A 21,716-nucleotide genomic window follows, 5' to 3' on the forward strand; every position below is an offset into this window, starting at 1 on the left:
CTTTGCCTACCGGCCGTGCAAGGTGGTTAGTCGTCGCGCGTATCCCGCGGTGGGCCCGCGATTGGCAACAAAACTCTGAACCGGGTGTTACCGGGCTCCGACGTGACCCGCAGCTCACCACGATGCTTGCCGACCACAATTCGCCACGAAATATCAAGGCCGAGACCGGTTCCCTCGCCGACAGGCTTGGTAGTGAAGAACGGTTCGAAGATCCTGTCGATGACGTCATCGGGGATCCCGGCGCCGGTGTCGCAGATCTCGATGCACACGCGGTCACCGTCTCGGCTTGTCCGAACGGTGAGTGTTCCCGATCCGTCCATGGCAGACACCGCATTGTCGATGAGGTTGGTCCACACCTGATTGAGTTCGGCGGCATAGGCGTCGATCGGTGGCAGCGCGAGGTCGTATTCCCTGACGACTTCGATTCCGCTTCCGATCTTTTGCCCCAACATGATCAACGTGCTGTCAAGCAATTCGTGGACATCGATGGTCTGGAAGGGCGCGCGGTCCATCTGAGAATACTGTTTCGCCGCACCGACGAGAGTCGAAATCCTCGTTGTGGAGTCGGCGATCTCGTTCATCAGGAGTTCGGATTCGATGGTGTAATTCAGCCAGCGAATTGCGCCTTCTAACACCGACTCGTCTACGGCTGCAGCAACATTCTCGAGCCAAGCGGTGTCGAGACCAGCCTGCACGAAGGTCGGAGCCAGATCCCAACCCTCTCGAATCGAATGATCCTCGAACCATTCACCCAACGAATCCTCTCGATCCGAGGCTTCGAGGGGAGTGAGCGTCGGCGCCTTGGCGACAACCTCTGCAACTTCCTCTTGAAGTCGCATGAGAGTGACGAGGGCATCGCGGTCGTAGGTGCCCGATGCAACCATCCCCAGTTTGTGACGCATGCCTGCGACACGCTCGCGCAAAGAGGCTGTCGCTCGAACCGCTGCGGCTGCAGGGTTATTGAGCTCGTGAGTCAACCCGGCCGACAGTGATCCGAGTGCAAGGAGTCGCTCTCGCTGATCGATGATCTGCTGAGTGTTCTTCTTGCCGAAGAAAACACCTTCGAGCAGATGAACCGCCATCGGAAACCACTCGCGCATCGCGTTGCCGAACTTGTCGGCGTCCAGGACGAAAAACGTCGAAGGAGTCGTCACTCGCATCGACCCCGCGTAGACCTGCGGTACACGATCGCCGAGATACGCCGTCCAGCCTCCCGAGTAGACGCCGCGCTGGGTGGTCCTGTTGATCTCGATGTCTTCGCCGCCCGACAGCTTGGACAGCACCACCTCGCCCTCGATGAGGACGTAGAAGCAGGTGGCAGGCTCACCTTCGAGGTAGACCTGACCTCGATCGATCTCGGTGATATGGCCTGCCTGGCAGAGTGATTCGAGCTGATCGTCGGTGAGCTTCTCGAACAGGAACAGGGTGCGAAGCAGATCGGGGCTGCATTCAGGAATGGACATCGAATCTCCCTATTGTTGAGCGAGATAGCGGTGGACGAACATCACGGCCATCGCGCCCTCTCCGACGGCCGACGCGACGCGTTTGGCCGATTCGGCGTGTACGTCTCCGGCGACAAATACTCCGGGGACACTGGTTTCGAGATGATGTGGTGCGCGGTCGAGCGGCCACCCGTCCGGTGTGACGCCTTCGGACGGAAGGTCCGGGCCGGCAAGAACGAAGCCATTTCCGTCGCGGACCACCACGTCTCCGAGCCAGTCGGTCAGGGGAGCGGCACCGATGAAGATGAACAACCACTGAGCATCGACAGTGTCTTCTTCTCCGGTGGCTCTGTTACGCAGTGTGATTCGTTCGAGGTGATCGTCACCCTCAGCGCCGACTACCTCCGTGCACGTGCGCACGGTGATCTTCGGATTCTTTTCGATCTGCTGAATCAGGTAGTAGGACATCGATGCTTCGAGCGAGTTGCCGCGAATGAGAATGGTGACGGACCTAGCTCCGCGGGAGAGGTAGACCGCAGCTTGGCCTGCCGAGTTGGCGCCGCCGACTATGTACACATCCTGCTCGCTGCACCGAGCGGCTTCGGTGACGGCCGATCCGTAGTAAACCCCTCGGCCGGTGTAGGTATCGAGCCCCGGCGCCGACAGTTGGCGATAGGAAACACCGGTCGCCAAGATGACCGAATGGGCGTCGACCGACGAACCGTCGTCGAAACGCACTGTGCGGGCCGAGCCGTTGATTTCCAGACCGGTGACGTCGCGAGCCGTGATGACCTCGGCGCCGAACTTGGTTGCCTGGCGCCTGGCGCGATCGGCCAACTGTGCGCCGGAGACTCCGTCGGGGAAGCCGAGGTAGTTCTCGATCCGCGAACTCTGACCGGCCTGGCCGCCAGTCGCTCGCCGTTCGATGAGAACCGTGCGCAACCCCTCTGAAGCGCCGTACAGGGCGGCTCCCAGACCGGCGGGGCCGCCGCCGATGACAACGAGATCGTAAAAGTCTTCGGAGAGAGTGGTGCTCAGCCCGAGTTTGTCGGCGAGTTCGGCGTCGGTGGGCTCGACGAGGACATCTCCGTTGGATGCGATGACGACGGGAAGGCGCAGTTCGTCGGTGCCGGCGGCCGAGAGGAGTCGTTGACCTTCAGGCTCGTCCGACATGTACCAGCGATAGGCAAGTTGGTTGCGTGCCAGGAACTCTCGAACATCGGATGATCGCTCGGACCAACGATGACCGATCACCTTGGTTTCCTCGGAGGGGTGATGGCTCGAGCTAGCCCAGGCATCGAGCAGCGCGTCGATGACGGGGTACAGCTTCTCTTCCGGCGGATCCCACGGCTTGAGGAGGTAGTGGTCGAGGTCGACGACGTTGATGGCGTCGATCGCAGCGTCGGTGTCGGCGTATGCGGTGAGTAGAACGCGCCGAGCTACGGGGTACAGGTCCATTGCCTGTTCGAGGAACTCGATTCCACTCAAACCAGGCATACGGTAGTCCGCGACGATGACAGCGACTGCATCGCCGCGAAGTTTCATTTCACGCAAGGTTTCGAGAGCCTGGTCGCCGGACTCCGCGCGAATGATTCGGTACTTCTCGCCGTACCGTTTGCGGAGGTCTCGAACGACGGCACGCGAAACACCAGGATCGTCGTCGACGCTGAGGATCGCTGGTTTGGCCGGGGCTTTCGGTGCGCTCACTCGGTGCCTTCCCGAAGTCGTAGTCAACCTCTCCAGTATGCGACTGCTGAGCTGAGCGTCAATCGCTGGAGATGCGCTCTGAGTGAACCGCCGAACGTGACCTGGGAATTTCGAGATTGCGGGAACCGATCGAGCCTCCGGTGCATCCAATACAGTGGGTCCACATCAACAGGGGGTGTCATGCGGGGGTCGGTGGGGGTTGGGCGACTGCTCATGGCTGGGATGTTGGTGTGGGCTGCGGCAGGATGCAGCTCAGTCGTGGAGGGGGCGGCTGAGCCTGCATCCGGCCAAGAGGGTTTGTTCGATCCGTGCAAGGACATTCCGGACTCGGTTCTGGAAGAAGTTGGGCTTGATCCGTCGACTGAGGAAGTTGACATCGAGGGTGTTGAACAACCCGGCTGGAAGATCTGTTCGTGGACCGAATCTTGGTACTACGTAGTCCTTTTCTCGAATCGGTTCACGATCGATGAGGTTAAGGAGAATCCCGACTACACCGGTTTCCAGGAGATAGCGTTGGATGCACGCCCGGGCGTTCGATACCACGGGGTATCCGACGATGAAATCGGCAAGTGCTACGTCGCATTAGAAGCGAAGCAAGGTTCGATTTGGATCGTGGTCGAGAAAAAGGGGAGCGCCGAAATGCAAGGCGCGACGTGCGATCTTGCAACTAGTTACGCGACGGCACTCGAAGGTTACGTGCCTAGGTAGCGGTGATGGAGAGCGCGTGAATACGCCGTTAGGTCGAAGAGTGCGTTGTTAGCGCCGAAGTGGATCGGATGGATTTGATGGCGGGATTGGGGCCCGATCAGCTGGCGATAGATTTCGACTCGGCGAAGAGAGTCGCGGCGGCTTTCACTGCTCTGAGGGAAGAGTTGGATGCTGCGCTGCGATCTGTTTCGGATCTCGGAGAGGTCAAAGGGATGGGAACTCTGAAGTCAGGGCAGGACTTGGCCGCGAAATTCTCCAAGAAGGCCGTCGGCGGTGAAGATTCGTTGGAGAAGGCGCTGAAGAGCCACGTCCAGGTTGTCACCGAGATGCGGGACTTTTTTCTGAAGTGTCTGGACAGTTACAGCGGTGTCGATACTTCCAACGCGGTCACGCTCGCGGGCCAGGATCTTCCGGGCTCGTGAGTTCTCGGATGAAGGCCAACAGGGTGGCGGCCGTTCTGTTCGTGGGCGCACTGGCGACGGGGTGCAGTGCGTCGGTACAAGGGGCGCCGCAACCTGCGTCGGGGCAAGAGGGTTTGTTCGATCCATGTAAGGACATTCCAGGCACGATGTTGGAGGAAGTCGGGCTTGATCCGGCTACCGAGGAAGTTGATATCGCGGGTGTCGAGCAGCCGGGATGGAGGATTTGTTCATGGACAGGAACGTGGTTCTTCGTGTCAGTTCTCTCAAACAGATACACGCAGAACGACGTGACCCGAAACCCGGACTATGCGGAGTTTGTAGAAATGCCGATTGGTGATCGCGTGGGTATTCGATTCCAGCGAGAAAGCGATGCAGCAGTCGACGGCTGCTACGTGGCCCTTGCGGCCTCGCAGGGTTCGGTGTGGGTCAATGTCGAAGCAAAGGCTGGGGTCACGCATCAAGAGTCGGCGTGTGAATTGGTTGTAGACGTCGCCGAACACCTCAACGGATACCTCCCGCGGTGAGCACGGCAAAGGGGCTCATGAGTGTTGAGCCAAATGTTGCGAAACCCATTGTATGCGCTTGCAATTCGTTTCTCGACGAACTGCGAGCGATGGTACTCATGTGTGAGCGAATCGGAGACGTGAAGGGGATGGGAACCCTCAAGTCAGGGCAGGACCTCGCCGCGAAATTCTCCAAGAAGGCCCTCGGCGGTGAAGACTCGTTGGAGAAGTCGTTGACCAGCCACATCCAGGTGGTCACCGAGATACGGGACTTCTTCCAGCAATGCGTCGACCGCTACGGCGAAGTCGACGACTCGAACGCCTCCGCGCTGGCTGGTGCTGAGACCCCTCGATAGACACAAAAAATCTCGCTGAGCCGATGGCATTCGACTCAGCGAGACTTGGGTAACGACTAGCTGGTGGGCAGGGCCTTCAACGACTTGACGGTGGCGTCGACCGCGCGCGCAGCCTCGGCGCCCTTCTTCACGAAATGCGTGCTGAAGTAGTCGACGTGCTCGGCGTGCTCGTGGAAGTGATGCGGCGTCAGAACCACCGAGAAGACCGGAACGTCGGTGTCGAGCTGCACGCGCATCAGACCGTCGATGACAGCCGTCGCCACGAAGTCATGCCGGTAGATACCGCCGTCGACGACCAGGCCTGCGGCAACGATCGCCTGGTAGCGGCCGGTCTTGGCCAACCGCCGAGCGTGCAGCGGGATCTCGAAGGCCCCCGGTACCTCGAAGAAATTAACCGTGTCCTTGGGGTAGCCGAGCTCGACGATCGCGTCGGTGAATCCGTCGCGTGCACGGTCGACGATGTTGCGATGCCACGTCGCCTGAATGAACGCGATGCGCTGTCCCTGGATCTCACTCATAACCATGAAACTAGCGCACCGGGAAGCATCGCCGCGACCACCCGTCCTAGTCCTGCTGGCGGGGGAAGGCAGTCGAACGACCCCAGCCGGCGTCATTGGTGAGGTGCTCGAGGAGAGGCTGAATTCGATACGGAAGGGGATTGGTCAGAGCGATCGTCGTGGTGGAATGCGTGACGCCTGGAAGCGACACGATCTGCTCGGCCAACTTCTGCAATGCCGCGTGCGTCGAGGTGGCAACCCGAACGAGCAGATCCTCGCGACCGGTTGTGGCGTGAATTTCGATCACCTCGGGCAGCTCGGTCAGACTGCGGGCCACTGCGCTGATCTTGCCCTGCTCGAGTTCCAGACCGACAAATGCCTGAATCGGGATACCGACCTCGGGGAGATTGAGATTCGGCCGAAACCCGGTGAGAAGTCCGTTGGATTCCATGCGCTTCATTCGCGACTGGACGGTGTTGCGGGCGACGCCCAACGAGTTGGCCAACTCGGCCACACTCATCCGCGAGTCCTTGCTGAGCAGTCCGAGCAACTGGACGTCGAGCTTGTCGATGCTGAGCACTTTGTGAACCTCTCCTCAGTGATTTGAGTCACTGGATGATCGAATTGACTAGTTCAAGAGATTTGCATTGACCAAATCGTAACTCAGGCAGAGCATTGGTTCCACGAATTGCTCAGCGGGATTCTCTTTGGGTTATTTGTCCCAATAGTACCCAATGAACACTTCGCCCCAATATTTCGACTGCACCCCGTAATTCTTCGGAAAGGTCTATCCCACAATGACTCTCACCGCCGAGCCCGTGAACTCCGTTGTTTCCCATGACGACACTGCGGGCGTGTTCGATCGCGCCGACTATCTGCGCGATTACCCCCACGAGCAGGTGAGCTTCTTCCAGGATCCCGCGAGTGGCCTCAAGGCCATCGTCGCCATCCACTCCACGACGCTCGGCCCCGCGCTCGGCGGAACGCGCTTCTACCCGTACTCCGACGAATCTGCCGCAGTCACAGACGTTTTGCGCCTCTCGCGCGGCATGACCTACAAGGCTGCGGTTGCCGGCGTCGACCTCGGCGGCGGTAAGGCTGTCATCATCGGCGACCCCGCGACGGCCAAGACGGACGAATTGCTCGGCGCCTACGCAAAATTCGTCCAGACCCTCGGTGGCCGCTACATCACCGCTGGTGACGTCGGAACCAACTCCAACGATCTCGACATCATCGGTCGCAACACCGACTTCGTCGTCGGCCGCAACGCCACCGTCGGCGGCTCCGGCGACAGCGCTCCGATGACGGCCCTCGGTGTATTCCAGTCGATGCGCGCGGCAGCACAGTCGCATTGGGGCACTCCGTCGCTCGCAGGCAAGACTGTTGGTGTCGAGGGCACGGGCAAGGTCGGCTACGAACTCATCAAGCTTCTCCTCGCAGACGGCGCGACCGTTCTCGCGACCGACGTCAATGCCGCAGCGCTCGACCGAGTCAAGGCGGACTTCCCGCAGGTGAGCATCGTCGACAGCATCATCGACGCCGATCTCGACGTCTACGCACCGTGCGCGATGGGCGCAACCCTCACCGACGCGACCGCACTCTCGATCAAGGCCGAGGTTGTCTGCGGCGCTGCCAACAACCAGCTCACCGTCCCCGAGGTCGAGAACATCCTCCGCGACCGCGGCATCACCTGGACCCCCGACTACGTCGCCAACGGCGGCGGCCTCATCCAGGTTGCCGGCGAGCTGAAGGGCAACTCTGCCGAAGAGGTCAAGCTCAAGGTCGAGAAGATCTTCGACACGGTCACCGAGATCTTCGCGAAGTCGAAGAAGGACGGAATCCTTGCCGGCGAGGCTGCTGACGCGGTCGCCGAGGCTCGGATCGCCGAGGCAGCTCGCGTAGCCAAGGGCTGACATCCCTCTCGCAGTCATGTAGCGCGGCCGGTCCCGACTAGTGTGGACACCAGACAAGCAGATTTTGCAGATCTGGACCACATCAGCCGGTAGACCGGCCGCCATGCGTCGGACGCCGGAAGGGCTTACATGACTGAACAATTCGCTGTGTGGACCGAGAACGACGCCGAGCAATCGGCCCGTTGGGGTTCGACGAGCAACGCCCCGGTGCCCAAGCGCATCGTCGTCGCCGACGACACGATGAAGGCCGACGACGCCTATCGCTTGGCGTGCGAAGGCACGGCGTTGTTGTGGCGCGGAGATTTTCAGAACGCTCGCCAACTGTCGAAGGCCGTCGCGTCGCGCATCGACCGCAAGCCGCGCCGAGCCTCCGACGACCCAGCCAAAGCCTTCCATCTCCACCGGCAGACCCAAGGACGCCGCGCGCAGATCCTCGGCATGCTGCTCATTCCCTTGGATGCAGATCTGTCGATTCCACTCCGGCGAGCCCCGGACGCGCAAGTCGCGTTGACCGAAGCTTTCGGGATTACCGGTGAGCCTTCGGTTCGCTCGTTGCGTGACATCCTCGGCGCGATCGGCGCTCACGAGTGGCACCGCAAAGGTGTTTTCATCGAGGCTCTCGACACACGAGTGCATCCCGCCTTCGGAGTGTTCTCACCCGTCCGCGGGGAGTATGTCGATCTTGTCGCGTCTGCGCCACTGCCGTCGACGGAATCGGCTTTCGACATCGGCACCGGCACCGGCGTTCTTGCTGCCGTACTGGCGCAGCGCGGTGTCAAGGCAGTGACGGCAACCGACCAGGACCCCCGGGCACTGCAATGCGCTCGTAGCAACCTCTCGCGGCTTGGCTACGGCGATCAGGTGACCGTGGTGGAAGCCGATCTCTTTCCCGAAGGCACCGCTCCGTTGGTGGTGTGCAATCCTCCCTGGATTCCGGCCAAGGCCACCTCGCCCATCGAATACGCCGTCTACGACCCTTCTGGAGCGATGCTGAAGGGCTTCCTGACTGGTGTCGCAGCGCATCTGGACGACGGGGGAGAAGCGTGGCTGATCCTCTCGGACATTGCCGAACACCTCGGTCTCCGAACGCGATCCGAACTACACGATCTGATTGCGGCCGGTGGGCTCACTGTTGTCGACCGCATGGACGTCAAACCGACGCACGCAAAGGTCAGTGACCGAACCGATGCGCTTCACGCCGCCCGGGCACGTGAAACGACGTCGCTGTGGCGGCTTCGCCGTCGCTGAATTCATTCTCAGTCAACGGTATTTCCTTGCCATGAAATGGTAATGAACGAGTAACAAATCGGGTCTAGCTTTCTTCGCAGTCGCACATCGTCACGCACTCCGGAGGAATCTCGATGGAATACACTCTTGCCCGCAACGCAGCCGAAGACCTGACGAAAGGACTTGGCCGACGCGGATTCATGAGGGCAGTCGCTGCCCTCGGTGCGGGCGTAGGAGTTGCCGGTGTGGCTTCGGGATGCGCGCACTCGAACGCGTTACCGGCTGGATCGTCCTCCTCTGCAGTGCCGTTCGCCGATGGCATTCCGATTCTGCAACCGGGCAGCGGAAACGTCAGTGGCGATCACTATCTGAGTTCGGATCCGTCGGACGTCATGTGGGGTTACGTGCCCAACATCCATACCCGCGAAGTGATGCGGATGAAGTCGGGCCAGACCGTCACGATCGACGCCCTCTCGCACGAGGGAATTCTCGAGGATCAAGGCCGCAATCCCCTCGAATACTTCGGCAGTAAAGGCGTTTCCGAGAAGGACGTGCTCGAGGACGCGATTGCCGTTGCGGCCGAATACAACCGAACCGAACGAAACTTCGACAAGGACGGCCCGCACGTCGTCACCGGACCCGTCTTCGTCGAGGGCGCACAGCCCGGGGACGTACTCAAGATCGAGACCCTCGAGGCCATTCCCCGCGTGCCGTACGGTGTTGTGTCGAGCAGACACGGCAAGGGCGCTCTTGCCGTCACGGCCGACGGAACCGCTCCGGCGGGAATCACTCTGGACGAAGTCATGCCGCCGGTCGCCACGGACGGGCGCGCAACAAAGGATCCGTTGAAGTACGGCGGTGTTTCCACTTTCACAGCGATCGAAGACGGCAAAGGTGTGATGCCCTTCGGACAGTCGAAGGTGCGGTTTCCCTTGCGTCCGTTCATGGGAATGATGGGAGTTGCCTACTCCGCGGACGCCGATCCGACATCCCCGTCGTCGAACTCCATTCCTCCGACGCTGGGCGGCGGAAACATCGACATCAGGCATCTCGGCGTCGGATCAACCTTTTACCTTCCGGTCTTTGCCGAAGGCGCCCTGTTCTACGTCGGTGACCCACATATGGCCATGGGCGACGGTGAGGCAGCGCTGACGGCGATGGAAGGTTCGCTGCGCGGCACGTTCCGACTGAGCGTGTGCAAGAAGGATTCCGGCGACGCCCCGTCGGTGGCATTCGGATACCCGTTCGCAGAGACCGAGGAGGCTTGGATTCCGATCGGCTTGTCCGACCCCAACGGTTCGGTCGACGGGCAGAACAGTGACCTCAACGGTGCCATGCGGCGCGCGGTGGTCAACGCGCTCGACTTCCTCGAGCATGATCGCGGAATGGATCGAGCGACGGCCTACGCCTATCTTTCTGCCGCAGCGGATTTCACGGTCTCGCAGGTAGTCGATCGAACCGTGGGCGTCCACGGGCAGATCTTCAAATCCCACTTCGAATAGTGAGAACGGCGATCCGTCGTGTCAGGACGGATCGTCGAAGAGGCTCTGCTGCAAGGGATCGGCGAACAGGCCCATCTGCTCAGGTTGCGGCTTTGCCGGCGTCTCGGTTCGAGAATTGGGCAGGACCACCAGTCGCAAAGCCCCGCGCAGGCGGTCGACCATGAGTTCCCACCCACCGACCTGATCCTCGTAGCCCGCAGCCTCTTCGGCGTCCCCGCGACTGTGGGCGTCGACGGCCTGACTACGCAGCTGAATCTGCCATTCGTTACTGATGTGGAGGAGCTGAAGAATCAGATCGCGATCGCGACCGCAGACGTCGGCCACCGCATCGAGATCCTCGGCCACATCCAGATCGAGGTGCAGTAGGGTCTCGAGTTCGGGAGGCAGGTCCTCGGCCGTCAGATCGGGCTGTAGCGAGGAAGAATCACCGTTCTTGTTCGCGAAGAAGAGGTCTCCGCCGACACGTGCGGCGAATTCGTCGTCCACGGTGCGCAGGAAGGACGTCAAGGCCGCGCACGTATCCGTCAGTTGCTTCGGAACGAATGGTGAACCCACTACCTCGAGGAACACCGACAAACGGTCGTCGATCAAGACGAACTTGATGCGTGACCATTTGCGGTTGAGATCGGCGATGACCTCGGCTGCGCGGGTGCGGTTGCTGATGTCCTGAACGAGCGGCGAGAACAACTGCACGTCCATGGACTCGGACAGCGGACCCACGAACATGACGGTCGAGCCGACACGAATTGGTATGTCCCCGTCGCTGTCCCGCTCGGGAAGAGTGCCGAGCATAGGAATCAATGCGAGAGTGACCAACTCCTTGAGATGGTCGATATCGGTGGGCATGTACGCCGCGGTGGGGTCGAGTGTCGGAAGTTCTGTCGACTCGACAACCGACGGATCGAAATCCGGAGTCTGCTCGTTGCCGGTGAGATCGCTGGCGAGGAAGGCCGGGTGCTGCACACCGAATACGTCACGGAAGGCGGCGACTGTCATCGCTGCGAGCTGATCGGCCCAGTTCTGTGCCTTGTCGACGCAGAAGGCGGGGGAGTTGTTCGGATCCTCGAGATTCTCGGACGGTGGGTTCCATCCCAGTGCGATCAACTTTTGTTCATCGGCGTCTTCGAGTCGATAGCGCGGATGAAGGAAGTCGTTGGAAGGAACCTCGCAGCGGACTGTGTTCTTGTCCCACACGAGGAACTGAACGCATGGCGCTGCGCCGTCAGCTGGATCGAAGTCGCCGGTGGACGATTCCACGGCAAGCACGTCGCCGTCGACCATGATGGAAATGTGATCGCCGAGGCGACGTTGAAATTCTGCCCATGCCCGGTCGACACTGACATCGAGATCGAAGCCCATTGCGCTCATCAGCCACCTCCTTCCGCAAAAGCTCAGACCTATACGGTAACGCGAGGCTCCGACAATGCTGCTGTCCTTTTCCGGTCGACCGGATTGCAGCGGGTCACAGGCCGTGCGGACGAGGAAGGTCGCCGCAGGTAGACCGCGTATTCGGGATCGGCGACTGAAGTGCTCCTGTAACCGCCGTCACGCCAGGTAATACGCGAGCGAATGAGCGAGAACTATCCGGCGAGAACGGGCGAGACTTCGACGACGGGCGGCGTGGACCCGGTCGTGACCACTGGGGTGGTGCTGGTCTTGGTGGTCGTGGCTGTCGCGGTCGGTGACGAGGTCGCGGTGGCCGATGCGGAGGTCGTGGACGAGACCGGTGTTGTCGTGCTCGTTGCAGTAGTGGTCGAGGTGGCGGAACTCGTGCTTGTCGCGGTCACCACCAGCGGCTGATTGCGAGGAGCAGTCGTCTCGTCGGCGATTCGCCAGGTCGGCGTCGGCGGAATGACAACGGTAGGAACTGCCACCGAGCTGTAGAACGCGGCCGGTTCGATCCCTGCGACGGACTCCACGGAAACCGACGAGACCAGAGCGGGAGGCTTCACCACAGGGCCGCCGGCACCGAATGCGCCCGCTGCTCCGCCGAAAACGAGGCCTGATGTCAGAGAGAGGGCGGCCACTGCGACAGCGCCGATCATGACTGTTCTGTCTTTCATGCACACCTGTCCTTCGGGAGCAGTACGGAAGTACTGTAGGCGAAAAGATGCCGCAATGGAGTATCAGGGCCTGCTGGGCGAGACACGAATCTGTGTGGCGTAGAACACAAAAGGCCCTGAGGGTCGACGCGAACGTCGGCACCCAGGGCCAGGTCAAGCAGTGAATCAGGCGGGGATCGTCAGTACCTGACCGGCGTTGATGAGATCCGGGTTCGGGATGCCGTTTGCATCCGCGATGCGCTGGTACTGGTTGCCGTCACCGTAGAAGCGCTCTGCGATCGCCCACAGGGTGTCGCCGCTTTCGACGGTGTAGCTCTGCGCTGCCGGAGCGGCGGGCGCAGGTTCCGGTTCCGGTGCCGGAGCGGGCTCGGGGGCAGCCTCGGCGGCCGGCGCCTCGATTGCGGTGTCCGAAGACCACAAAGCGTTTCCACCGGCGGACAGAACGACGTTGCGATCGTCCTGAACCGAGAGGGAGGCACCGTCGTTGCCTGCGGTCTGCGATGCCCACACGGCGTCGGAGTCCTTGTAGATGACGAAGTTTCCGTCAGCCTGCACCTCGGCGCGGTTGGCGCCGGATCCGTTGGTGCCTGCGGCCCAAACAGCCTGTCCACCCTCGGACAGGACCAGGTTGCCGTCGTCCTGCAAGCTGAGGGTGTACGCGCCGTTGTCGGACTTGAGTTCCTGGCCGACTCCGAGGCTCTGACCTGACTGCAGTGTGCTCACGCTGTCCCTTTCCAAATCTGTTGCGATGACTGTGCCTCCACGATTCCGCTTTACCGTCCAGTTACCTTCTGGCCGTTGGTCTCGTAGGCGACCGAGTGTACGTTACCGAAGAGTACAGAGAATTGTGCAGCGTTGACGGACTGCGTGTCGAGCGTTCGGATCTTGCTGATATTAAGGCGTTTTGGGCGAAAGTGCCGCGACATCCTACGCGAAGTTGCACCGTCGCGATGCACTTTCTCTTGAACGGCAGGTGAAATCGGCGCGCTCTCAGCGCATTTTCAGTAATCGCTAGGGGTGTAGCGACTTGCGAGTCTCGTCGTGGAGTACGGCAAGCAGCTCACGCTCGACCTCGGCGAACTCGGGTGAGGTGATCATGTCCAATTCGCGTGGCCTCGGCAAGGGAACGTCGACGACGCACCTGACTGTCGCCGGACGCGCAGACAGAACGACCACGCGGTCGGACAGATAAATTGCCTCGCGAATGTCGTGGGTGATCATCAACACGGTCCACCGGTACTGCTGCCATACGTCTTGCAGCCAGGCCTGCATCTCGGTGCGAGTCAACGAGTCCAGAGCGCCGAACGGCTCGTCGAGCAGCAGGACAGGCTTGCCCTGAACAACGGTGCGCAGCATTGCCGCTCGCTGGCGCATGCCGCCCGAGAGCTGCGACGGCCGAGCGTCCTCGAATCCGGACAGGCCGAACGCCGGGAACAACTCACGAGCGCGCTCGCGTGCTTCCTTCTTGCCGACTCCCTGGACTTCCAAACCGAGGGCCGTGTTGTCCAAGACCGAGCGCCAGGGAAACAGCAGATCCTTCTGCGGCATGTACGCGGTGTGTACCTCGGCGTCTGCTTCGGATTCTGTTGCGCGCGTGCCCACACGGACCGAACCGGAGGTAGGAGATTCCAGCCCGGCAAGGACGTTGAAGATCGTGCTCTTGCCGCAACCGCTCGGCCCGATCACTGACACGAATTCGCCGGATTCGGCGGAGAATGACACCGAATCGAGCACGAGACGCGATTCTCCGGCAGTGTCGAACCTCTTGGTCAGGTCCTGGATTTCGACCATGGGGTCAGTCATGTCCGTGACCTTTCGTTCATCGCCCATGGTGCAACGATGCGCTCGATGGCGAACGTCAGCAAGTACAGCGTGACGCTGATCAATGCAGTCACCAGTACCGCCGCCAAGACCAGGTCGGTGCGGAAGGAGTTCTTCTGGGTGCTCATGTAAATGCCCAAACCGGAAGTAGCGCCGACGTATTCGGAGAACACTGCACCCACCACCGCGTAGGTGATGCCGATACGTAGGGCAGTGAAGAATCGCGGAATCGCCGAAGGTAGGCGGACGTAGCGGAACTCCTGCCAGCGAGTGCTGCCCATGCTGCGCAGGAGAGCGCCCGCTTCCCGATCGGCCGCGGCAAATCCCTCGATGAGTCCGATGGTCATGGGGAAGAACGTCGCAAGGGCGATCACCAACACCTTCGGCAACAACCCGAAGCCGAACCAGATGATCATCAGCGGCGCGATGGCGATGATCGGCAGCGTCTGCGAGACGACGAAAAGTGGTACCAGCGCGCGTGACAACCACGGCGAAAAGTCCACGACCACAGCAAGAATCCAGGCCAACACCAATGAAACAGTGAAGCCGACCAACGTGACCTGCAATGTCGACCAGGCGTGGCCGGAGATGATCTCGCGGTTGTCCCACCCCTGGGACAGAACGCGCCCCGGAGACGGAAGTACTTGCGGCCGAATCCCACTGATCTCGACGTAGATCTGCCACGCCGCCACGAGGAGCACCACCACGGCGAGCGCGGGAAGCGCCCGCCGCATGGTCGAGACCAACCGTCCGCTCACGTCAGGACGCGTCGAGATACTCATTGGTGAAGTACTCCGAGAAGTCCGGCTTCTGGGTCAACGGCTTCCCGTCGGGTCCGGCGAGCAATCCGTTGTCGAAGAGGAATCCCGAATAACCCGACCAGGTTTCGAGATTCTGGGCGCCCACGACGCCGTTGGCATCTTTCATGTAGTCGGCGGCGAGCATCCGCTGACTCTCACGCACGAGGTCTTCGTCGGTGAAAGCTCCGGGGTTCGCGTCGATGAGATCCTGCGCGGCCTGGTCCGGGTTGTCGGCAGCAGTCTGATATCCGCGTTGAACGGCTTTGACGAACTTGCGTGCCTCGTCGGGATGGTCCTTCAACCACTGCTGGTTGCCGTTGATCACGATCGAATACGCATCGGGGAAGCCGTAATCGGTGTACTGGAAGTACCGCATCGGAGTTCCGTTTCGCTCCGCTTCGAGGCCTTCCCAAGCAAAGTAGGAGACGGTGAAGTCTGCCTGGCCCGAGTACACGGCTTCGTACGCGGAAGTTCCGAGCGTGACCGTCGTGAAGTTCCCGGTCCCGCCGTCGTTGCGGATGATCTGCTGCAGCGTTTCGACTTCGCCGGGATCGCCGAACCCGGCGTACGTCTTCCCGTCGAGATCACGTGGGCGCGTGATGTCCGCACGATCCGCCTTCACACCGATGCCGGTGGCGCGGTGCTGAAGTGGCGCGATGACAGACGTCGTGGCGGCGCCGGCCGCGCGGGCGAACGTGGCCTGACTCTGCGTACTGATACCGAACTCGGCGTTGCCGGCGTCGACCAGGGTGTCGGGAGAGGTGTTGTTGTAGGGCAGGATCGAGACATCCAGACCGGCGTCTTCGAAGTAGCCCTCTTGGAGTGCAACGTACAAACCGGTGTGGTTCGTGTTCGGTGTCCAGTCGAGTGCGAACCGAATGGTCCCGTCGGAAGACCCGGTGTCGGCGGCGCATCCGGTCAGAACTGTGATTGCGGCTGCGATCGCGGCAGAGGTGGCGAGGGTGCGGCGTAGTGCCGCAAACGACATCACGACGCCGGCCAAGGCTGCTGGTGGAGTGCGGAATCCCAGAACATCAGCTCGTAGCGACTGGCGATGCGGAACGCTTCACTCATCGCCTCACGTTCTGTCTCGGTGGCTGCCTCAGCGGCCGCGTCGACCAGTACGCGAGCCTGCGCCACAGACTCGTGAAATTCGGGTGCGTCGTAGGTTGTGACCCACTGCGCGTACGGGTGTGACGGATCGGCGTCGAGCACCTCGCGCGCTGAAGCGGCAAGATCGCGGCCGACCTCGGCGTAGATCCAGAAGCAGGGGAGTACCGCCGCTGCGGAGACCGGGTAAGGCGAGGTTGCTGCAGTCGCCGTCAGATACGAGACGTATCCCAGGCAGGCCTGCGAATGCTCCAGGTTTCCCGATCCCGCGGGAAGAATTCCGCCGGTGAGCAGTCCGTCGTGAAGCGCAGATTCCACTGTCGCTGCCGTGGACGCGGAATTGGACCAGAAGCCCGCGGACTGCGGATCGGGTGCGTGGGCCGCGACCAGGGACAAGGCCTTCGAATATCCCTCCAGATAGAGCTTGTCCTGCTCGATGTACGTACGGAACGCGTCGAGAGGCAGTGTTCCGTCGCCGAGGCGTTTGAGGAACTCGAGTGAGTCGATCGACTCGCGGAGTGCCTTCGTCTCGGCCCAGAGTCGATCGGTGAACCGATCCGTCGACGGCGCTGTGGCCACCGAGTTTTCGGCAGAATTGTATGCAGGCTGCGTAGTAGCCATGACATCCCTTCGTCAGCATTACCTGATCAGGTTCCCGGGTGTGTTCTCAGCCCCGCCCATGCGGAGCACCCCGTGTCAGAACTAGGCGACCTTAACACCGAGCCTCTCCTTCGTCGGCGCCTACCTGGCAGTTGAGTAATCGGCGCACACCGGCCTTAAGTTGGTACGTTTGGTCTTGTTTGCCACACGCGCGGGTCGGGAGGGGATTCAGACATGGAGACCGACGTTCGACCGAATCTTGGAGAGGACGGAACTCTCGTGATCCGTGCCCGAGGCGGAGAAGCCCGGGGATATCCGGATGGCGGAGTATTCGCGTGGAAGGGCATGCCCTACGCATCAGCGCCGGTGGGTGAGCGGAGATTCCGCGCGCCGCAACCCGCAGGGCCGTGGGACGGGGTACGCGACTGTCGTGAGTTCGGGCCGATCGCGCCGCAAGGGCAGAGTCCGGCGGTTCCGATCGACCGTGCTTTCAAGATCGACGAGGACTGTCTGTCGATCAACGTGTGGGCCCCGCGCCCCGACGGAACGCCGCGACCGGTGATGGTGTGGATTCACGGCGGTGCGTACTGCCTCGGGTCCGCCGCGCAAACAATCTACGACGGCCGTCATCTGGCTGAAACCGGAGACGTCGTTCTCGTCTCCTTCAACTATCGCGTCGGTGCCCTCGGATTCCTGGACCTGTCTGGATTCTCCACCGCGGATACCGTTTTCGAATCGAACTGTGGTCTGCGAGACCAGATTGCGGCACTCGAGTGGGTTCGGGACAACATCGACGCCTTCGGTGGTGATCCGGGAGCAGTGACCGTCTTCGGTGAGTCCTCCGGCGCAGGATCCATCACGACGCTCATGACCTGTCCTAGCGCGGAAGGTCTGTTCCACCGCGCGATCGCTCAAAGTCCGCCTGCGACCTCCGTCTACGGGGCCGAGCGCGCCAAGACCGTGGCGGAGCGGTTTCTCGAACTGCTCTCGATCGAGCCCGAAGATGCGGGCGATCTGCTGACCACGGATCTCGAACTTCTCGTCAAGGCAAGCGATGACCTGGTCAACGAAATCCCGACCCGGATTCCGGGAACTTTGGCGATGGCACCCGTCGTCGATCGCGATCTGGTGCCGCACTACCCGGTTGCGGCTTTCCAGAAGGGTTATGCGCACCGAATCCCGCTGATCATCGGTTCCAACAAGGACGAGGCGTCGATCTTCAAGTTCATGAAGTCGCCGCTGATGCCGGTGAGCGCGCAGTCCGTCGAGGCCATGCTGCAATTACTGGCCGATGATCACCCCGATATCTCCGCGACCAAACTGGCCGAGATCATGTCGGCCTACCCCGACCACGCGAAACCGAGTGGCGCGCTGGCACTCTCACGGGACGCGGCGTTTCGCATGCCGACCCTGTGGATTGCCGACGCTCACTGCAGGCATTCCCCCACCTGGGTCTACCGCTTCGATCACGCGACGCCGATGCTCAAAGCGGCACGGATCGGCGCGGGCCACGCGACCGAATTACCTTATGTCTTCGGTAATTTCGGAACCCTGAACGTCGATCCCACGTTCTGGCTCGGCGGACGTAAGGCCGCAATGGAGGTAGCCGGGCGTATTCAACGGCGATGGCTGGCCTTCGCCAGGCATGCCGTGCCGGCAGCTCTCGACGGTTCGAAACACTGGGCGCCGTACGAGGAAGAGAAACGGTCGACGCTGTTGATCGACTCGACTGACACCCTCGTCAGCGACCCCGATCACGGACTGCGCGTCGCCTGGGGCAACGACGTGATGGGGTTCAACTGACGTCGGTCGAGTGCCGCGGACGATCGAGTTCGCGAAGCACCGGCAGGGAAGCACAGACGGCGGCGATCAGGATGATCGGAATGGACAGGGCCACAAAGGTCGACGCGATTCCGAGTTGATCGAGTAGAGGGCCGACTGCGAGGTAGCCCAGCGGGCCGGCGGCGTAGGCCGTCGACGTCATGACACCGACGACGCGTCCGCGCATGTGCTCTGGGCTGTGCGTCTGCATGGCGTAGTTGGCGATCGGGCCGACCGGTCCGTAGACGAGACCCTGTAGTCCGGCGAGTACGAGGATCACCCAGAGCGGGGGCAGGAGCGCCATCGCGAGCATCGCGATGCCGAGAACGGCGACCGCAAAAATCATGATCAGGCGTCGGGACATGATCGGTGCGAGTGGGGCATAGGCGAGAGAGCCGATGATGCCGCCGATCGCCAAAGCCATCAGCACCGATCCGAGTTGGGCCGGTTGATCCAACTCGGTGAAGTAAACCGGGAACACGACGCTTTCCACTGGCATGTAGAGCGCGACGACTGCCATGTCGATCAGAGCCAGAGTACGGAGCAGTTTGTTGTTCCAGACGAACCGAAGACCGTCGAGGGTGCCGTGCCAGATCGATTTCGGCCGATGTTCGTGTTCGGGCACCCCGGCCCCGGGAAGCCGGATGAAGGCGACCACGACTATCGAGAACACAAAGCCGGCAGCCGTCACCCAAAGCGTGTTCACCGCTCCGATCGTTGCGATCAGGACACCGCCGATGCCAGGGCCGATCAGGTACGCGACATTGAAGTTGGCCTCGTACACACTGTTGGTTCGATCGAGTTTCCACTTGGCGGCCCGAGTTGCGGCGGGCAGCATCGACTCCCGCGCCGCCATCCCGGCGGGGTCGAACACGGCGCCGAGCGCGGCCAACGCCGCGATCACCGGGATGGTCAGGCCGGCGGTGGCCGCGATGATGGGAATCGTTGCTACTGACATCGCGGAGAGTGCGTCGGAAATCATCGAAGTACGACGACGTCCGAACTTGTCGACGAATGTGCCTGAGAACAAGCTCGATACGAGTAGCGGAATGGCTGCTGCGCCGGCCACAATCGCCGCGTCGGTGGCTCTGCCGGTTCGTTCGAGGACCAGCCAGGGGAGCACGACAATGGCGATACCGTTGCCGATCGCCGAGAACAGCGTCGCGAGATTGACAAGGACGAGAGGAAGATAGCTGGGGATTGCCGAGTCCGAGGATGCAGGTGGACGCCGATCTGCTGAGGCGACCACGTTCTTTCCTTCCCCGAGATGGTGCCGACCAGAATTCGAATGGGATTTCGACTGGGGTTTCGACGAGGGTCTCGACGACGGCACTATCGACGCTAGCAGCGGGGTCTGCAGGTCCGCGAGTGATTTTTCGCGGACCGTCTTCGTTGGGTTATGCCTGGTAAACGGGGTTCTCCGCAATGAACTTCGCGACGTACGAGCACGTCGGCAGGATCTTCAATCCCTCGTTCCTGGTCTGATCCAGCGCTTCCCGCACCACGATAGCGGCCAGCCCGCGCCCACGAAACTGTGGGTACGTCACCGTGTGGTGGAAATCACGGACGCCGGAATGGTCCGAGTACTCGGCAAAACCGGCCAGTTCGCCGTCTACCCGAATCTCGAAACGCGTTTCCGCGGGATTGTGCACCACTGTCTCGGTCATCTTCGGGCTCCGTTTCGAAAGGGCGGCCGGTTGCGCCGCGCCGCGTCTGCGTTCTCTGGAGCACGCTACCTGGCAGGCCATCCGCAATATCAGTTGCCGACGTGAGATCCGTTACTTACCGCAACTACAACTGGACGACCGTTCAAGGGACCTTGGTCGCCACGGAGAACGAACAAAACTGGTCTGTACGTGCCGATTTGCCCGTGATTTTGTGCCCACATTCGGTGATACATATGCATTGCGATCGTAAACATCTCAATATGTGGGATCTGTCACAAAGTTTTTTGTCGTCTGTTCGGATGCTTTAAGAGGAGGGCCTGAACCGGGCAAATTGCAGGTCAGCGGCGCGCTGATCGCGTGTCGGTGACGGGTGCGAGCGGCTGGAAACCCCATGGGTATTGCCTTGGTCATCAGATCGTTTCTTGGACGTGATCCCAAAGACTCGCTCGGGGGGTTAGCGTTTGAATCGTCGGGGATAGAAGAAGCGTTACAACTTCGCCAGAAAAACTTTGGCGTGGCTACACAACGGTTCGAATTCGAGTCTTCGTCGGACAACTTCGAGGAAGGAACGCACATGATTTTCGGGCAGCGTGAGTCGAACAGTTACTTTGCCGCAATTTTTTCGTACGACTTCCTTGACGAAGGTCTGGGCTACGAGACCATCGCGCGGATTCACCGGGGCGAGATCTGCGAGTGGATTCGCGATCTCGAGGCTTCCGGGTTGTTCTCCGCTGCGGAGGTCCACGCCGCTGAACTTGCATGGCGCGAAAATCCACGCCTGCTCCTCGACGCCCTTCTCGAGGACGCCGACGAGGTCTCGGTCAAGCGCTGGGAGATTGCGTGGACGCGGCTCGAGCGTCAGTCGCCGGCAGCCGGAACCGCGGTGGCCGAGCACGGCTGAAACTCAGCTGAACATCTAGTCGACGGTTCAATCGTCGACTAGAACCGCGTCCTGATCGGTGAGCACCACGAATCGCACGTTCGCAGAGGTCAACGCTGACATCGTTCGAGCCGTCACGTCGGGATCCTCGAGTAGCGAGTCGCCGCCGTGCGGCACTATCGCGAAGTCGACCAGCGCGAGTCCGGACCAGGTCGGGTCGATACCGCACGTAGGCATGACTTCAGCGGGGTCGTCCGAGGCGTCGAGTCCGATCAGAGTCGGAGTCGCCAGACACGCTCCCGCGCTGTATCCCGCGTAGGCCACAGCACCGGAACGAACCAACATCTCGATCACCCGATCAGCACCACTTCGGGCTAACTGTGCACGTAGGACGAACGTGTTTCCGCCGCGGACCCACAGGCAGTCGAATTCGCGAAGCCGGACTTCGAGTGCTTCCGGTGCACCCAGGAAATCTCGGACGTCCACTTCCTCTGCGGTGAAGCCCGCTGCCCGTAGTGGAGTCAATTCGCTGGTGACTGCTGAACTGCGGGCATTGACGGGCCACGAATCTGCAGCCGCGGCGATGACCGCGATGCGAGCGCCGCGGCCTACAAGATCGACAAATGCCTCGGCGTGATCGCCGAATCTGTAGGACGAGAGAAACAGTTTCACTTTTC

The 21,716-nt window shown here is 61.3% G+C and carries 23 protein-coding genes and 1 riboswitch; of the genes, 9 read left to right on the forward strand and 14 right to left on the reverse strand.

The features are described 5' to 3' along the window. Positions 1-26 precede the first annotated feature (26 nt). On the reverse strand, positions 27-1,463 hold the full coding sequence (locus tag ACWF6P_RS30345; protein WP_452623511.1) for an ATP-binding protein: 1,437 nt from the start codon (positions 1,461-1,463) through the stop codon (positions 27-29). A 9-nt stretch (positions 1,464-1,472) separates the two neighbouring features. Next, positions 1,473-3,149: an FAD-dependent oxidoreductase gene (locus ACWF6P_RS30350; RefSeq protein WP_378649179.1), complete on the reverse strand. Its 1,677-nt coding sequence runs from the start codon at positions 3,147-3,149 to the stop codon at positions 1,473-1,475. A 180-nt stretch (positions 3,150-3,329) separates the two neighbouring features. Here ACWF6P_RS30350 and ACWF6P_RS30355 point away from each other — a divergent pair, with 180 nt between their 5' ends. The 4 genes from ACWF6P_RS30355 (at position 3,330) to ACWF6P_RS30370 (ending at position 5,138) form a co-directional block, all read left to right on the forward strand. Beyond that, positions 3,330-3,857: a DUF3558 domain-containing protein gene (locus ACWF6P_RS30355; protein ID WP_452623512.1), complete on the forward strand. Its 528-nt coding sequence runs from the start codon at positions 3,330-3,332 to the stop codon at positions 3,855-3,857. Positions 3,858-3,925: 68 nt separating this feature from the next. After that, a complete protein-coding gene (locus ACWF6P_RS30360) occupies positions 3,926-4,279 on the forward strand; it encodes a hypothetical protein (RefSeq protein WP_452623513.1) in 354 nt (117 codons plus the stop codon). A gap of 8 nt (positions 4,280-4,287) precedes the next feature. Then, positions 4,288-4,803 carry a DUF3558 domain-containing protein gene (locus ACWF6P_RS30365; RefSeq protein ID WP_452623533.1) on the forward strand — a complete coding sequence of 172 codons (516 nt, stop codon included), beginning with the start codon at positions 4,288-4,290 and terminating at the stop codon, positions 4,801-4,803. Positions 4,804-4,931: 128 nt separating this feature from the next. Beyond that, on the forward strand, positions 4,932-5,138 hold the full coding sequence (locus ACWF6P_RS30370; protein WP_452623514.1) for a hypothetical protein: 207 nt from the start codon (positions 4,932-4,934) through the stop codon (positions 5,136-5,138). Positions 5,139-5,194: 56 nt separating this feature from the next. On the opposite strand, the gene ACWF6P_RS30375 is transcribed toward ACWF6P_RS30370, so the two are convergent. Together ACWF6P_RS30375 and ACWF6P_RS30380 are read right to left on the reverse strand one after the other, a co-directional pair. After that, positions 5,195-5,656: a 6,7-dimethyl-8-ribityllumazine synthase gene (locus tag ACWF6P_RS30375; protein ID WP_452623515.1), complete on the reverse strand. Its 462-nt coding sequence runs from the start codon at positions 5,654-5,656 to the stop codon at positions 5,195-5,197. 46 nt (positions 5,657-5,702) lie between these two features. After that, positions 5,703-6,215 (reverse strand): Lrp/AsnC family transcriptional regulator, encoded by a 513-nt coding sequence (locus ACWF6P_RS30380; RefSeq protein WP_003941343.1) that lies wholly within the window; start codon positions 6,213-6,215, stop codon positions 5,703-5,705. 217 nt (positions 6,216-6,432) lie between these two features. On the opposite strand from ACWF6P_RS30380, the gene ACWF6P_RS30385 reads away from it, so the two are divergent. The 3 genes from ACWF6P_RS30385 (at position 6,433) to ACWF6P_RS30395 (ending at position 10,277) form a co-directional block, all read left to right on the forward strand. Next, positions 6,433-7,548 carry a Glu/Leu/Phe/Val family dehydrogenase gene (locus tag ACWF6P_RS30385; protein ID WP_452623516.1) on the forward strand — a complete coding sequence of 372 codons (1,116 nt, stop codon included), beginning with the start codon at positions 6,433-6,435 and terminating at the stop codon, positions 7,546-7,548. 129 nt (positions 7,549-7,677) lie between these two features. After that, positions 7,678-8,796 carry a methyltransferase gene (locus tag ACWF6P_RS30390; protein ID WP_452623517.1) on the forward strand — a complete coding sequence of 373 codons (1,119 nt, stop codon included), beginning with the start codon at positions 7,678-7,680 and terminating at the stop codon, positions 8,794-8,796. Between the two features lie 113 nt (positions 8,797-8,909). Then, complete coding sequence (locus ACWF6P_RS30395; protein WP_452623518.1) at positions 8,910-10,277, forward strand: acetamidase/formamidase family protein; 1,368 nt, start codon at positions 8,910-8,912, stop codon at positions 10,275-10,277. A 21-nt stretch (positions 10,278-10,298) separates the two neighbouring features. Here ACWF6P_RS30395 and ACWF6P_RS30400 read toward each other — a convergent pair whose 3' ends face one another. The 7 genes from ACWF6P_RS30400 to ACWF6P_RS30430 form a co-directional block, all read right to left on the reverse strand. Next, positions 10,299-11,645 (reverse strand): T3SS (YopN, CesT) and YbjN peptide-binding chaperone 1, encoded by a 1,347-nt coding sequence (locus tag ACWF6P_RS30400; RefSeq protein WP_452623519.1) that lies wholly within the window; start codon positions 11,643-11,645, stop codon positions 10,299-10,301. Positions 11,646-11,857: 212 nt separating this feature from the next. Beyond that, positions 11,858-12,340 (reverse strand): hypothetical protein, encoded by a 483-nt coding sequence (locus tag ACWF6P_RS30405; protein ID WP_378449265.1) that lies wholly within the window; start codon positions 12,338-12,340, stop codon positions 11,858-11,860. 165 nt (positions 12,341-12,505) lie between these two features. Beyond that, positions 12,506-13,063, reverse strand: coding sequence for a LysM peptidoglycan-binding domain-containing protein (locus ACWF6P_RS30410; RefSeq protein WP_378539397.1), 558 nt, complete (start codon positions 13,061-13,063; stop codon positions 12,506-12,508). Between the two features lie 288 nt (positions 13,064-13,351). After that, positions 13,352-14,143, reverse strand: a complete 792-nt coding sequence (locus ACWF6P_RS30415) for an ABC transporter ATP-binding protein (RefSeq protein ID WP_452623520.1) — start codon at positions 14,141-14,143, stop codon at positions 13,352-13,354. Further along, a complete protein-coding gene (locus tag ACWF6P_RS30420; RefSeq protein ID WP_003941393.1) occupies positions 14,140-14,943 on the reverse strand; it encodes an ABC transporter permease in 804 nt (267 codons plus the stop codon). The genes ACWF6P_RS30415 and ACWF6P_RS30420 overlap by 4 nt, the downstream gene beginning before the upstream one ends. Continuing rightward, positions 14,921-15,949 (reverse strand): ABC transporter substrate-binding protein, encoded by a 1,029-nt coding sequence (locus tag ACWF6P_RS30425; RefSeq protein ID WP_452623521.1) that lies wholly within the window; start codon positions 15,947-15,949, stop codon positions 14,921-14,923. Before ACWF6P_RS30425 ends, ACWF6P_RS30420 begins: the two co-directional genes overlap by 23 nt. Further along, the gene (locus tag ACWF6P_RS30430) at positions 15,949-16,692 is read right to left on the reverse strand and encodes a TenA family protein (protein ID WP_452623522.1); all 744 of its coding nucleotides are present in this window, start codon (positions 16,690-16,692) and stop codon (positions 15,949-15,951) included. Before ACWF6P_RS30430 ends, ACWF6P_RS30425 begins: the two co-directional genes overlap by 1 nt. Next, positions 16,680-16,775, reverse strand: a riboswitch (TPP riboswitch). It overlaps the preceding gene by 13 nt. A gap of 130 nt (positions 16,776-16,905) precedes the next feature. Between ACWF6P_RS30430 and ACWF6P_RS30435 the strand changes: the two genes are divergently transcribed. Further along, positions 16,906-18,474 (forward strand): carboxylesterase/lipase family protein, encoded by a 1,569-nt coding sequence (locus ACWF6P_RS30435; protein WP_452623523.1) that lies wholly within the window; start codon positions 16,906-16,908, stop codon positions 18,472-18,474. Here ACWF6P_RS30435 and ACWF6P_RS30440 read toward each other — a convergent pair. Together ACWF6P_RS30440 and ACWF6P_RS30445 are read right to left on the reverse strand one after the other, a co-directional pair. Further along, on the reverse strand, positions 18,467-19,693 hold the full coding sequence (locus tag ACWF6P_RS30440) for an MFS transporter (protein WP_452623534.1): 1,227 nt from the start codon (positions 19,691-19,693) through the stop codon (positions 18,467-18,469). The genes ACWF6P_RS30435 and ACWF6P_RS30440 overlap by 8 nt on opposite strands. Positions 19,694-19,889: 196 nt before the next feature. Next, on the reverse strand, positions 19,890-20,159 hold the full coding sequence (locus ACWF6P_RS30445; RefSeq protein WP_452623524.1) for a GNAT family N-acetyltransferase: 270 nt from the start codon (positions 20,157-20,159) through the stop codon (positions 19,890-19,892). 514 nt (positions 20,160-20,673) lie between these two features. On the opposite strand from ACWF6P_RS30445, the gene ACWF6P_RS30450 reads away from it, so the two are divergent. Next, positions 20,674-21,060, forward strand: a complete 387-nt coding sequence (locus ACWF6P_RS30450) for a hypothetical protein (RefSeq protein ID WP_452623525.1) — start codon at positions 20,674-20,676, stop codon at positions 21,058-21,060. Positions 21,061-21,087: 27 nt separating this feature from the next. Here the strand turns inward: ACWF6P_RS30450 and ACWF6P_RS30455 are convergent, their stop codons facing one another. Then, a complete protein-coding gene (locus ACWF6P_RS30455) occupies positions 21,088-21,711 on the reverse strand; it encodes a Type 1 glutamine amidotransferase-like domain-containing protein (protein WP_452623526.1) in 624 nt (207 codons plus the stop codon). Positions 21,712-21,716 lie beyond the last annotated feature (5 nt).

The organism is Rhodococcus sp. NPDC055024 (assembly GCF_053608585.1).